Below are 13,220 nucleotides of genomic sequence, written 5' to 3'. Positions count from 1 at the left end.
TTTTGGCGCTGCGTTTTAATTTTCCTGCCAGCCTTTGCATAAATCATGCCAGCCCTGGCAGTTGGCGGCGTATTTTTCCAGCTCCTCCGGCGTCAGCTCGATGGCGCTGTTGTGGCTGCCGCAGGCGGGGAAGAAGGTAGTAAAGCGCTGGAGGGAAATGTCTAAATAAGTTTTAACCCCGTCGTTAATAGCGAAGGGACACACGCCGCCGATAGCGTGGCCGATAAGGGGCTCTACTTCTTCCGCACTGAGCATTTTAGCCTTGCAGCCGAAGAAGTGCTTAAACTTGGCGTTGTCCACCTTGGCGTCGCCTGCGGCTACGATGAGCAGGCAGCTGCCGTCCTGTAATTTAAAGGACAGAGTTTTGGCGATGCGGGCCGGTTCGCAGCCTGCGGCCTGAGCCGCCAGCTCTACGGTAGCGCTGGAGCTGGCAAATTCAATAATGCGGTCTTCTATTTTAAATTGGCGCAGATAAGCGCGCACCTTTTCAATGGACATAAGCGATTCCTCCTGAATTTTTTTGAAATTATTCGCCGGTATATTTGGCCAGCGCGGCGCTGTCCGGCGTGGCGTAATAGGTGGTTTGGTTGGTGAAAATGACGAAGCCCGGCTTGCTGCCCGCTGGCTTTTTCACATAACGGCGCTGCACGCAGTCCACCGGCACGTTGCTGCCTTCGCGAGCCTTGCTGAAGTAGGCGGCCAGCTGCACCGCCAAAGCGATATCCTCCTGCCTGGGCTGGGGCAACGCTGTTTTCATAATCACATGGGAGCCGGGGATATCCTTGGTGTGGAACCACAAATCCTTTGGGCCGCCTAAGGTAAAGGTCACGTAATCGTTCTGCTTATTATTTTTACCGATATATAAATCCGTATCGGCGCTGATTTTAAGATGTAGCGGCTGGGATTTTTGCAGCGTATTTTTATATTTCTTTTTGCCCGGCAGCTTGAGCAGGCCGGCGGCAATCATTTCCTGACGGATTTCTTCGACCTCGTTTTTAGTGGTGGCTGTCAGCAGCGAAGAATCCAGACTGGCCAGGTATTGCAGCAGCTCTTCGGCGGCGGCGATTTGCAAACGCACCTCGCTTTGGGCGCGCTTATATTTATTGTAGCGTTTGTAATAGGCCTGCGCGTTTTCCGTAGGCGACAACACGGGCGACAGCGCAATCTGCACCGGCTGCCCGTCGTAAATATTCAGCAGCTGGGCCGAGGTCTGCCCTTTTTTTATTTGGTAAATATTAGCCATAAGCGTGTCGGCCAGGATGCGCTGCTGTTCCGCATCGTCGGCGTGGGCCAAATCCTGCTGCAAGGCTTGTAGCTTTTTGTTGAGCTTGCCCGTTTCGGCAATTACCAGCTTTTGCAGCTGCTCGTGCTGGGGCAGCTGCATGGGCCGCAGGCTGACGGCGTAATTGATAGCGCTGTTGATATTGGCAAATTCCTTGACGCTGGCGCCCGGCTCTAAATTTTGCGGCGGCAGCGTTAAAATGGTTTTAACCTGATTAGTACGGCTGACGATGGTGTAAACCGGAGCGCTGCCGCTGTTGACGCGTTCTTGCAAGGCTTTGATGGCAGCTGTCAGTGCTTTGGCTTCCGACATTTCCAAACGCACGGTTTGCGGCAGGATATCCGCAACGGCCAGCAGCTCGCCTGAGGTGGCTTTGCCCACGCCCGTGGTGGCGCTGACGAAAGCTTTGGCAAAATTAGCGCTGGGCAGGCTGTTGGCGGCGCTGACGATGGCAGCCGGGTCGTCGGTCAAAATATTCAGGCCGGACTGGGGCGGGGGCGCGACGTAAGGCTTGCCCGGCAAAACAGTACGGTAACTGCTTTGAGCCGCGCCGATGTGCTTGAGGCTGTCGATAATTATATCGTCCTGCACTAGCAGAATATTGGCGTTTTTGCCCGTCAGCTCAAAAATCAGCTTTTTGGTAATGATGCGGCTGGATTGTCCCAGCAAATCGATTTCTAAAGTAATAATGCGGTCCAGACCGCTCTGGCTGATTTTCGTAATGCGGCCTTCCTCTAAATGCTTGCGCAAAAGCATGCAGAAGCTGGGCGGCGTTTCGGGATTTTCCGGTAGTTTATCGGGAATGTACAGGGCGGGGCTGCCGCCGCTGATATCGCCCATGAGAGCGGAGACGTCGCGGCTGCGGCGCACCAGCAGCAAAAGCGCGTGGGGATTGGGCATAAAGATCTTATAGATTTTGCTGCCCAAAAGCTCGCCGTTTAAATGGTCAGCGAGCAGCTTGAGAGTAAGTCCTTCCAGATTCATGTATGAGCTCCTTTCGGATGCAGAAAACGCTCCCGCGTTGAGGGAGGCTCCATCTATCGCTTTATTTCATTATTATACTCTACATTTTTATATTAGTACAGACTTGACGCTGGCAGATAAAATTAGGGAATATATAAAAAATAGGATTCACTTATTGCCAAATGAATCCTATTTTTGTTGCGGGTTAGCGTTATACTAAATAATTTTTCTCTTTCAGATGGTCGGAATGCAGCAGCTTTTCAGCCTTTTCGCTCAGGGGCTTGCCGAAGAAGCCGTCGTACAGCGCGATGACGTCGGGATTATTGTGGGACTGGCGCAGGCAGCGCTTTTCATCCAGCTTATACAGCTTTTTGCCCAGCATCCCGGCGCGTTCCTGGCCGTCGTGGATGGGCTGACCGCCGCCGCCTACGCAGCCGCCGGGACAGGCCATAACCTCGACAAAATCGTAATGCACCTTGCCTGCTTTCAGGTCGTCCAGCAGGCGTCCGGCATTGCCCAGGCCGCTAACGGTGCAGGTGCGCAGAGTAACGCCGCCGATAGTAAATTCGCTGACCTTGCGGCCATCCTCGCCGCGCACGCTGACGAAGGCGTCAAAGGGAGCTTCCTGACCGGTAACGGCGTGATAGGCTGTGCGCAGCGCCGCTTCCATAACGCCGCCGGTTGCGCCGAAGAGGATGCCTGCGCCGGTGCTTTGCCCCAGCGGGTTATCGAAGGGCTCCTCCGGCAGAGTGGCTGGATTGATATGCTCGGCCCGCAGCAGGCGGATTAGCTCGCGGGTGGTGAGCACGATATCGACGTCGTGAGCGCCGCTGCTGCGCATGGACAGCAGTGCTGCCTCGCGCTTTTTGGAAACGCAGGGCATGATGGAAATGGAGCAGATTTCTTTGGGCTTAAGTCCTTTCCTTTCGGCAAAGAAGGATTTGGCGATAGCGCCGAAGATCTGCTGCGGCGATTTGGTGGTGGATAGGTTGGCAACGAAGGAGGGATATTTTTTCGTCACATAACTTACCCAGCCGGGGCAGCAGGAGGTAAACATGGGCCAGCGGTGGCCGTCGGGGTTGTGCAAACGCTCCAGCAGTTCGCTGGCTTCCTCCATGATGGTTACGTCGGCGGCGAAGGTGGTGTCGAAAACGTAATCGAAGCCTACGCGCTTGAGGGCTGCGACCATGCGTCCTTCCGTAGCCAGTTCTTCCGGCAGGTTAAAGGCTTCGGCCCAGGCAGTGCGCACGGCGGGAGCCACCTGCACTACCGTTACCTTGGCGGGATCGGCCAGCACTTCGTAAATTTTGGGCACGTCGTTGCGCTCCTTCAGCGCGCCTACGGGGCAGTGGGTGATGCACTGGCCGCACAGGCTGCAGTTGGAGGCTTCGATGGAGATATTGCCGGCTACGTCCACGGTGGTACGTGCGCCGGTGTTCTGAACGTCCCAGATGTGCAGGTCCTGAATCTTATCGCAGATTTGGACGCAGCGCATACATTTTATACATTTTTTTGAGTCGCGGATCAGAGGGAAGTCCTGGTTCCAGGGGGTATCCACTACGTCGCGTTCAAAGGGAATATCGTAAATGCCCAGATCGTTGGACAGCTTTTGCAGGCTGCAGTTGCCGCTGCGCACGCAGGTGGCGCACAGGCAGTCGTGCTGGGACAAAATAAGTTCTACGTTGGTGCGGCGCACGCTGCGGGCCTTGGGAGAATTGGTATATACGACAAGTCCTTCCTGTACCGGCGTGGTGCAGGAGGTAACTACGCGGTTCTGTCCCTGTATTTCTACTACGCAGACCTTGCAGGCGCTGATTTCGTTGACGCCCTTTAAATAGCACAGACGGGGAATGTCGATGCCTGCGGCGGCAGCGGCCTGCATAATTGTTGTGCCTTCGGGAACGGCTACGTCGAAGCCGTCAATCTTTAGGTTTACCATTTTAAGGTTCTGCCTCCTTTCAGGGTGCTGAAGCCAAATTTATCGCAGCGCAGGCAGCGTCCTGCCTCCTGGCAGGCTTCCTGTACGGTCATGCCGCGTTCGATGGGCTCGAAATTGCTCTTGCGCTGGCCCGCTTCGTGATTGGTCAGCTGGATACGGCCGCAGGGGCGCTTATCGTCGATGGCCGGATCGGGAATATCCACGTCGCAGGTAATAATATGCTGGTAGCCTAAATATTCGTCGATATTGGCTGCGGCCACCTTGCCTGCGGCAATGGCGCGGATGACGGTGGCGGGGCCGGTTACGCAGTCGCCGCCGGCAAAAACGCCTTCGGTATTGGCCAGCTCGCTGCTGGACAGAGCGGAAATAGTGCCGCGCTTGATTTTTATGCCGGCTTCCTCAAAGGGGCGCAGCTCGATACCTTGGCCGATGGCTACGACGATAATGTCGCAGGGAATGCGCTGCAGCTCTACGTCGGCGTGAATGGGACGGGCGCGTCCCCAGGCGTCGATAGGGCCGATAATCTGCGGTTCTACCCACAGGGCGGCCACGTTGCCGTCGGCGTCGGCTTCGATGTGATGCGGGGCCTTTAAGCCGTACAGCTCTGCGCCCTCGGCTACGGCGCCTTCGATTTCTTCCGGCAGCGCCGTCATATCGTCCTGACGGCGGCGGTAAGCGATGACGACTTTTTTTGCTCCCAGACGCACGGCGCTGCGGGTACAGTCCATGGCTACGTTGCCGCCGCCGATAACGACGACGGTTTTGCCTGCGAAATCGGGCATTTTATCTTCGCCGATGGAGCGCAGCATTTCTACGGCGCTGATGACGCCGCGGGAATTCTCGCCGTCGATGCCGATTTTTTTATCGGTGTGTGCGCCGATAGCGATATAAACGGCGTCAAATTCCTGACGCAGCTTTTCAAAGGGGATTTCTCCCTCGCCGTTGCCCACCTTGCAATTAAGGTGTACCTCTACGCCGGTGGACAGGATGGCGTCCAAATCCTCCTGCAGGCGTTCGCGGGGGAAGCGGTAGGCGGGAATGCCGTAACGCAGCATGCCGCCCAGCTTGCTCTTTTCTTCAAAAACGACGGCGTGATGGCCCATAAGCTCTAAATAATAGGCTGCTGCAAGGCCGCTGGGACCGCCGCCAATGATGGCGATGCGTTTATTTGTGGCAGGCTGCTTGTCCGGAACCGGTACGGTATTGCTGGGAGCGTTGTCCACGGCCATACGCTTTAAGCCGCGGATGTTAACCGAAGCGTCAATCATATTGCGGCGGCAGCGGGCCTCGCAGGGATGCTCGCAGATGAGGCCGCAGGCGGTGGGGAAGGGGTTATCCTTGCGGATGAGCCTTACGGCGTCGGCGTAGCGGCCTGCGCCGACCAAGGCAATATAGCCGGGAATATCCACCTGCGCCGGGCACAGGGCCACGCAGGGAATGGAATGATGCACATGCACGGAGCATTTGCCCTTCTTTATATGGTTAATATAATCTTCGCGGAAGCCTTCCAGACCTGCCAGCACCATTTTGGCCGCTTCGTAGCCGATGGCGCAGTCGGCGCTGTTGGCCACGTTTTCGGCGGTGCTTTGGATAAGGTCAAGGGTTTGCATGGTTGCTTTGCCGTCTAGAACGTCTTCCATCAGGTTTTGCAGCTGCGCAAGGCCAACGCGGCAGGGAACGCATTTACCACAGGTTTGAGCGTGGCAGACTTTTAAAAAGGAAAGCTGCAGATCTACAGGGCACAGTCCCGGAGGGCTGGCGATGATGTGTCGCTCAAGGTCTTTATATAAGCGTTCGACTGTTAATTGGGCTTGGTCAGGTGTTTCAATTTTTAAACGACTCATATTCATCCTCCAAAAAAGCATACACTAATTAAAATTTGGGTATACATTATATTATAGCGAAAACTTTTGCTTTCCGCAAGGATGTCGGCCCTTAATTATATGTACAGATAGTTACAGTGGTGTGAGAAAAGCGGCGCGGCAGCGGGTTTATTTTGATATGAGCAGATAGATTTTTCAATTTGACGGAAATGTGGTATACTTAATATGGTGTTTTGTGTGCTAGTCCCCAGTAGTAAAGTGCTGACAGTTATATGAAGAAGGTGTATTAGTGATGAAGTTATCGGCAGTACATTTAGTAAGTCTGGTTGTGACCATTGTATTGACTATGCTGCCCGGCATTCTTGCTGCCAGAAAAATTAAATCGGCTGACGATTATGATGTGGGCGGACGCAGCGCCGGAGCGGGGCTCGTCGCAGGCAGCATCATCGGCACACTGGTCGGCGGCGCTGCTACCGTAGGTACTGCGCAGCTGGGCTTTACGCTGGGCCTGACGGCCTGGTGGTTTACCTTGGGCAGCGGCATCGCGCTGCTGGTTATGGCGGCTTTTTACGCCAGACCATTGCGCCGCAGCGGACTGACCACAGTGGCGGAATTTTTAGTGACGAATTACGGTAAGCGTGCGGGGTGGCTGGCTACCCTGTCGTCCTCTGCCGGTATTTTTTTCAGTATTGTAGCCAGTACGCTGACGGCGCTGCATTTAGTGGCCGGTATTTTTAACGTGAATCTGACGACGGCAGGTGTACTTATTGTGCTGATTACTGCGGGCTTTGTCTTTTTCGGCGGCATTAGCGGCAGCGGCATGGCGGGGCTTATTAAAATCTGCCTGATTTTCTGCACTATCTTTGTCGGCGGCTTTTTAGCCTTTACGGATTCAGGCGGCTGGCAGGGTCTGCAGGCGGCTTTCCCTGCGCATCCCTGGTTCAGCCTTTTCGGCCGCGGCATGGAGGACGGACTGGTAAGCCTGGCTTCCATGGTCGTGGGCGTTATTTCCACGCAGACCTATGTGCAGGCTTTGTTCAGCGCTAAGGACAGCAAAACTGCTGCTGCTGGCTGCGTGGCTGCGGCTGTGGTTATTATTCCCGTGGGCTTGCCTTCCGTTGTTATCGGCATGTTCATGCATGCGCAGCATCCGCAAATAAGCTCCATCGACGCGCTGCCGCTGTATCTTGCTACCTATCTGCCAGATTGGCTGGGGGGCGTGGGACTGGCGGCGGTGCTGCTGTCGGCGCTGTCCTCTATTGCCGGGCTTTCGCTGGGCATCGGCACCATGCTTTCCCGTGATATTATCAGTAAGCTGTGGCGCGGCGCTACGTCCGCTAATTTGCTGTGGGCCAGCCGTTTCAGCGTGTTGACGGCGGCTGTCTGCGCCGTAATCTTTGTTTTCTTCCATTTGGATTCGTCGGTGCTGGAATGGAATTATTTGTCCATGGCTCTGCGCGGCAGCGGCATCTTCCTGCCTCTGACCTTCTGCATTTTCTTTCCGGGCAGGGTACGCGCGTCCATGGGCGTGGCGGCTATGGCGGCCGGTATTTTTGCGGCTGTCTTTTGGAAGTATATCAGCCCTTGGCAGATCAACAGCTTGTTCCCCGCGCTGTTCTATAATTTGATTTTTTTGGCCATAGGACTGTGGTGGGGAAGGAAAGAGTAAGTATTATATAAAAGGTAAAAGGAAACCACAATGACGAAACGATTTACACATTTACATGTGCATACGCAATACAGCCTGCTGGACGGCGCGTCTAAAATTCCGGAGCTGGTGGCCTACGCCAAGGAGCTGGGGATGGACAGCCTGGCGATTACCGACCATGGCGTGATGTATGGCGCGGTAGAGTTTTATCAGGAATGCAGAAAGCAGGGCATCAAGCCCATTATCGGCTGCGAGGTATATCTGGCGCCGGGCTCGCATCTGGAAAAAAACAACCGCGATATGTACCATTTAATTCTGCTGGCAGAAAACGATACGGGCTATCATAACCTGATGAAGATTGTCAGCATCGGGCATCTGGAGGGCTTTTATTACCGTCCCCGCGTGGATAAGGACGTGCTGCGCGCCAACAGTGAGGGCGTTATCTGTCTGAGCGCCTGTATTGCAGGCGAACTGCCGCGGCTGATTGCCCAGGGCAATATGGACGGTGCCCGCCGCTGCGTGCAGGAATATATAGATATTTTTGGCAAGGATAATTATTTTTTGGAGCTGCAGAACCACGACCTAGAGGAGGAACGCCGGGCTAACGCCGGTTTGAAGCAGCTGGCGCAGGAATTCGGACTGAAGGTGGTGGCGACCAACGACCTGCATTATGTGCGCCGGGAGGACGCTGCGGCGCAGGATATTCTGCTGTGCATTCAGACTACCAGCACGGTGGACGAGCCTAACAGAATGCGCTTTCCCAACGACAGCTTTTATCTGAAGAGCTATGAGGAAATGGCGGCAGCTTTTAGCGATTGCCCCGAAGCGTTGGAGAATACTAATCTCATTGCCGACCGCTGCAATGTGCAGCTGGATTTTGCCCATTTGCTGCTGCCGGAGTTCCCCGTGCCGGATGGCTACGACGCCGCCAGCTATCTGCGCTATTTGTGCGAGCAGGCTTTGCCGGCGCATTATGCGGAGATAACCGACGAGGTACGGAAGCGTCTTGATTTTGAGCTGCATATTATCAACGAAATGGGCTATGCCTGCTATTTCCTCATCGTGTGGGATTTTATCAGCTATTGCCGGAAGCACGATATTTTAGTAGGACCGGGACGCGGCAGCGCTGCCGGGAGTATCGTGGCCTATCTGCTGCGGATTACGAATATCGACCCGCTGCGCTATCATCTGCTTTTTGAACGCTTTCTGAATCCGGAGCGCGTCAGCATGCCCGATATCGATACGGATTTTTGCTATATGAAGCGCAATCAGGTGCTGGATTATGTGGTGCGCCGCTACGGTCAGGAGCGGGTAGCGCAGATTATTACCTTCGGCACTTTGCAGGCGCGGGCGGCAGTGCGCGACGTGGGCAAGGCCCTGGGTATGTCCTACAGCATTTGCGACGAGGTTGCCAAGCTCATCCCCCGTGAGCTTGGCATGACTTTGGACAAGGCGCTGGTTGCCAGCAACGATTTAAAGGAGGCCTATAATACGCGGCCGGAGGTCAAGCAGATTATCGACCTGGCTAAAAGCGTGGAGGGGCTGCCCCGCAACGCCGGTACGCATGCCGCAGGCGTTATTATAGCGCCCCACGATTTGTGCAATTATGTGCCCCTGCAGCTGAGCAGCGAGGGTACGGGCGTTATTACCCAGTACGACAAGGACAAGGTGGAAAATCTGGGGCTGCTCAAGATGGACTTTTTGGGCCTGCGTACCTTGACGGTTATTGGCGATTGTATTAAATTCATCGAGCAGACGACGGGTGAAAAAATAGATATAGATAATATTCCTCTGGCGGACGAGGCGACCTGCGCCATGCTGCGTCAGGGCGATACTTCCTGCGTGTTCCAGCTGGAATCGGCGGGCATTACTAAATTGGTAGTGGATTTGGCTCCAGAAAGCTTTGAGGATTTAATACCGCTGGTGGCTTTGTACCGCCCCGGCCCCTTAGGCACCGGCATGGCCGAGGACTTTATTGCCGGACGTCACGGGCAGCGTACCGCCGAGGTGCTGCATCCGTTGATGGAGCCGATTTTGGAGGATACCTACGGCGTTATTCTGTACCAGGAGCAGGTTATGCAGATAACCTCCGCTTTGGCAGGCTTTTCCCTGGGTCAGGCCGATATTCTGCGCCGCGCTATGGGCAAGAAAAAGGCCAAGGAGCTGGATTCCATGCGGCAGGCCTTTATCGAGGGCGCGCAGCGGGAGCATAGCATTCCCCGCGCTTTGAGCGAGAAGGTTTTTGCGCTTTTGCAGCATTTTGCCGGTTATGGCTTTAATAAATCCCACTCCGTAGCTTACGCTTTGGTGGCGTATCAGACTGCTTATTTAAAGGCTCACTGGCGGCCGCAGTTTATGGCGGCTTTCTTGAACAGCGTAATTTTGGACAGCGATAAGCTGAGCTGGTATATTTCGGTATGCCGCAATGCCAATATTGCTATTTTGCCGCCGGATATCAATAAGAGCGGCCTGCACTTTACCGTAGACAAAAATAAGGCCATTCGTTTCGGCCTGGCGGGTATCAAGAGCGTGGGCGATTCGGCGGTGGACGAGATTATTGCGGCTCGGGATAAGGAAGGGCCTTTTACCAGCCTGTTGGATTTTTGCAGCCGCGTCAATATGCGCAGTGTCAATAAACGGGTTATTGAAAATCTGATCTGCTGCGGCGCTATGGATTCCTTTGGCGCCAAGCGTTCCCAGTTGATGGCCGTTTTGGACAGAGTTGTGGATTTGGGCATGGCTTATCAAAAGGATCAGGCCAGCGGTCAGTTGGGACTGTTTGACGACGACGCCGATTTGGCTGCCGCAGATATTAAGTTGCCAGATGTGCCGGAAATGCCCAAGCAGACTATTTTGCAGAATGAAAAAGAGCTGATAGGATTTTACGTTACCGACCATCCGTTAAGCGAATATAAAGAGGTTATGAAGCAGTATATGCCGCTGCATCAGTTTATGGGCGATTCCGCTATTGCGGACGGGCAGACGGTGCGCGTGGCGGGTATCATTTCCTCCTGCACTATTAAGACGACCAAAAAAGGCGAAACCATGGCGCTGTTGACGCTGGAGGATTTTACCGGCAGGTTTTTAGTGCTGGTTTTTGCCAGAACCTATCATCAATGCTTGAAGGAGATTTATCAGGAAAATATCGTTTCTGTCGAAGGGCGCTTCAGCGTGGACGAGCGGGAAAATAAAATTGTCGCGATGTCCGTGCGCAAGCTATCCAACGCCGGACCTAAGGAGGTACGCCTGCGGATACCAGGCTACCTGGAAAACGCTTTGGTGCAGCGGGAGCTGATGCAGGTGTTTAAAAAATATCCCGGCGGCGATGTGGTTTACCTGCGGCTGCTGGGCTCGCGCAGAGTGATTAAAACGACGCCTAATTTTTGGGTGAGCAGCGATACGGACGGCTTCAAAGCGGATATAGAAAAAATCCTTGGTCGCGGATGCTTTATGTAGATTAAGCTTGCAAGGCCATTAGTAAAAATGTTAGAATATATACAAGAATATGCTTATAAGAATTGCAAGGAGGCTGCAAATGAATATTATAGTATGTATTAAACAAACGCCGGATACGGAAAAAGTCAAGTTTAATCCGGAAACGCGCACCTTGTTGCGCGAGGGCGTGGAGAATATCATGAACCCCTTCGACCGCCAGGCTTTGGAAACCGCTTTGTGCCTCAAGGATAAAGAGGGCGCTAAGGTTACCGTCGTTTCCATGGGCTTGCCCCAGGCTACCGACGTTTTGAAGGAAGCTATCGCGATGGGCGCGGATGAGGCCGCTTTGCTCAGCGACCGCGCTTTGGCCGGGTCCGACACACTGGCTACCAGCCTGGCTTTGGCTGCCGCTATTAAGCATTTGGGCGAATTTGATTTGATTCTGTGCGGCAAGCAGGCTGTGGACGGCGATACCGCTCAGGTTGGCCCGGAAATTGCCGAGCATTTGGGCATTCCCCAGATTACCGGCGCTTTGAGCCTGCAATATGTGGACGGCAAATTTATCGCCGAGCGCGAAACTGAAAGCAGCTCTATGACCATGGCTGCTCCTGCGCCGCTGCTGGTTACCATTACCAAAGCGGAAAAGGAGCCGCGCTTTGCCAGCATTAAAGGCAAGATGAAGGCCCGCAAGGCTAAGATCCCGACGCTGACCGTCGCCGACCTGGGTATTGACGAGGCCGCCGTGGGTCTGGTTGGTTCTCCGACTAAGGTTAAAAAGTCCTTTACGCCGGTTCCGCCTGAAATCCATAGCGAAATTATTGCGGAAGAGGATGCCGATAAGGCCGTGGATATGCTGTTCGATAAGCTGGTAGCAGCAAAAATTATTTCTCGCTGAGGTGAATGTAATGGCAATGAAAGTAAATAGAGAAGAATGTATTGGCTGCCAATCCTGTGAGGCAGTTTGCCCCGTAGGCGCAATTAGTATGGTTGACGGTAAGGCTATGGTCGACGGCGAGTCCTGCATTTCCTGCGGCGCTTGCGTGGGAGAATGCCCGGTAGAGGCTATCGCTCCGGAAGCTGCTGCCGCTGAGAAGCAGGCTGTGGAAAATAATCAGGGCGCGGACCTGTGGGTTATCGCCGAGCTGGAAAACGGCGAGCCTATGGGAGTTACCTACGAGCTGCTGGGCGCTACCAGCGAGCTGGCTGCAAAGGCCGGTGAAAAATGCTGCGCCGTGCTGATAGCCGCCGAAGCGGGCGATATTCCGCAGAAGCTGATCGCCGCAGGCGCAGAAAAGGTTTATGTGGTAACGGGCGCTCAATATGCGGATTATAATACTGATTTATATACGGATGCAGTTTGCCAGCTGGTTAAGGAATATAAGCCTTCTGCCCTGGTACTGGGCGCTACCAGCGACGGCCGCGACCTGGCTCCGCGCGTAGCGGCACGCCTGCACACCGGCCTGTGCGCCGACTGCACCGCTCTGGATATGACCGAGGATAAGCTGGTAGCCTGGACCCGTCCGGCTTTGGGCGGCAATATTTACGCCACCATCGTTTGTGACGAGCACCGTCCGCAAATGGGCACCGTTCGTCCCAAGGTGTTCAAGGCACTGGCTCCGGATACAGGACGCACCGGCGAGGTTATCGCCTTTACCCCGGCAGCAGGCGCTGAATCCAAGGTTGAGCTGCTGAGCAAGGCTCCTCTGGCCGGCGGTAATACCATTAAAATCGAGGACGCCGAGGTTATCGCGGCAGGCGGTCGCGGCATGGGCAGCCAGGATAAATTCGCACTGCTGGAAGAGTTGGCAGGCCTGTTTGAAAATGGCGCCGTAGCGGGCTCCCGCGCAGTTGTGGACGAAGGCTGGCTCACGCATTCCCAGCAGGTAGGCCAATCCGGCAAAACCGTCGCTCCGCGCATTTACTTCGCCTGCGGCATCAGCGGCGCTATTCAGCATTTGTCCGGCATGAAAGAATCGGATATCATTGTGGCTATCAATAAGGACGCCAACGCGCCTATTTTCACCGTGGCTCATTACGGCATCGTAGGCGATGTGAACGTCGTATTGCCTAAGCTGATCGCTAAAATCAAGGCCTATAAGGAATAAATAATTTATACGGCTAGAGGCGCAC

The 13,220-nt window shown here is 54.5% G+C and carries 8 protein-coding genes; 4 read left to right on the top strand and 4 right to left on the bottom strand.

Annotated elements, in window-relative coordinates; all coding sequences use genetic code 11:
* Window positions 1–15: 15 nt before the first annotated feature.
* The 4 genes from Q4E64_RS09620 to Q4E64_RS09605 form a co-directional block, all read right to left on the bottom strand.
* The gene (locus Q4E64_RS09620; RefSeq protein WP_303167671.1) at window positions 16–498 is read right to left on the bottom strand and encodes a YbaK/EbsC family protein; all 483 of its coding nucleotides are present in this window, start codon (window positions 496–498) and stop codon (window positions 16–18) included.
* A 28-nt stretch (window positions 499–526) separates the two neighbouring features.
* A complete protein-coding gene (locus Q4E64_RS09615) occupies window positions 527–2,266 on the bottom strand; it encodes an NFACT family protein (protein ID WP_303167670.1) in 1,740 nt (579 codons plus the stop codon).
* Between the two features lie 190 nt (window positions 2,267–2,456).
* Window positions 2,457–4,184, bottom strand: a complete 1,728-nt coding sequence (locus Q4E64_RS09610; protein WP_303167669.1) for a [FeFe] hydrogenase, group A — start codon at window positions 4,182–4,184, stop codon at window positions 2,457–2,459.
* Entirely contained in the window at window positions 4,178–6,028 is a 1,851-nt protein-coding gene (locus tag Q4E64_RS09605; RefSeq protein WP_303167668.1) for an NAD(P)-binding protein, read from the bottom strand. The genes Q4E64_RS09610 and Q4E64_RS09605 overlap by 7 nt, the downstream gene beginning before the upstream one ends.
* A gap of 271 nt (window positions 6,029–6,299) precedes the next feature.
* Here Q4E64_RS09605 and Q4E64_RS09600 point away from each other — a divergent pair, with 271 nt between their 5' ends.
* From Q4E64_RS09600 to Q4E64_RS09585, 4 genes are all read left to right on the top strand, one after another.
* Window positions 6,300–7,676 carry a sodium:solute symporter gene (locus tag Q4E64_RS09600; protein ID WP_303167690.1) on the top strand — a complete coding sequence of 459 codons (1,377 nt, stop codon included), beginning with the start codon at window positions 6,300–6,302 and terminating at the stop codon, window positions 7,674–7,676.
* A 30-nt stretch (window positions 7,677–7,706) separates the two neighbouring features.
* The gene (locus tag Q4E64_RS09595) at window positions 7,707–11,111 is read left to right on the top strand and encodes a DNA polymerase III subunit alpha (RefSeq protein ID WP_303167666.1); all 3,405 of its coding nucleotides are present in this window, start codon (window positions 7,707–7,709) and stop codon (window positions 11,109–11,111) included.
* A 79-nt stretch (window positions 11,112–11,190) separates the two neighbouring features.
* On the top strand, window positions 11,191–11,985 hold the full coding sequence (locus Q4E64_RS09590) for an electron transfer flavoprotein subunit beta/FixA family protein (RefSeq protein WP_303167665.1): 795 nt from the start codon (window positions 11,191–11,193) through the stop codon (window positions 11,983–11,985).
* A gap of 10 nt (window positions 11,986–11,995) precedes the next feature.
* Complete coding sequence (locus tag Q4E64_RS09585; RefSeq protein ID WP_303167664.1) at window positions 11,996–13,195, top strand: electron transfer flavoprotein subunit alpha; 1,200 nt, start codon at window positions 11,996–11,998, stop codon at window positions 13,193–13,195.
* Window positions 13,196–13,220 lie beyond the last annotated feature (25 nt).

It is taken from the genome of Phascolarctobacterium sp. (genome assembly GCF_030531065.1).
Classification (GTDB): Bacteria; Bacillota; Negativicutes; order Acidaminococcales; family Acidaminococcaceae; genus Phascolarctobacterium_A.
The sequence above is the reverse complement of the archived record's forward strand: the minus strand, read 5'-3'. Positions and strand labels throughout refer to the sequence as shown.

What these genes read in the sequence shown, in the direction of transcription:
- Q4E64_RS09620 (WP_303167671.1), bottom strand. Translation starts at nt 498, where the DNA reads ATGTCCATTGAAAAGGTGCGCGCTTATCTGCGCCAATTTAAAATAGAA.
- Q4E64_RS09615 (WP_303167670.1), bottom strand. Translation starts at nt 2,266, where the DNA reads ATGAATCTGGAAGGACTTACTCTCAAGCTGCTCGCTGACCATTTAAAC.
- Q4E64_RS09610 (WP_303167669.1), bottom strand. Translation starts at nt 4,184, where the DNA reads ATGGTAAACCTAAAGATTGACGGCTTCGACGTAGCCGTTCCCGAAGGC.
- Q4E64_RS09605 (WP_303167668.1), bottom strand. Translation starts at nt 6,028, where the DNA reads ATGAGTCGTTTAAAAATTGAAACACCTGACCAAGCCCAATTAACAGTC.
- Q4E64_RS09600 (WP_303167690.1), top strand. Translation starts at nt 6,300, where the DNA reads ATGAAGTTATCGGCAGTACATTTAGTAAGTCTGGTTGTGACCATTGTA.
- Q4E64_RS09595 (WP_303167666.1), top strand. Translation starts at nt 7,707, where the DNA reads ATGACGAAACGATTTACACATTTACATGTGCATACGCAATACAGCCTG.
- Q4E64_RS09590 (WP_303167665.1), top strand. Translation starts at nt 11,191, where the DNA reads ATGAATATTATAGTATGTATTAAACAAACGCCGGATACGGAAAAAGTC.
- Q4E64_RS09585 (WP_303167664.1), top strand. Translation starts at nt 11,996, where the DNA reads ATGGCAATGAAAGTAAATAGAGAAGAATGTATTGGCTGCCAATCCTGT.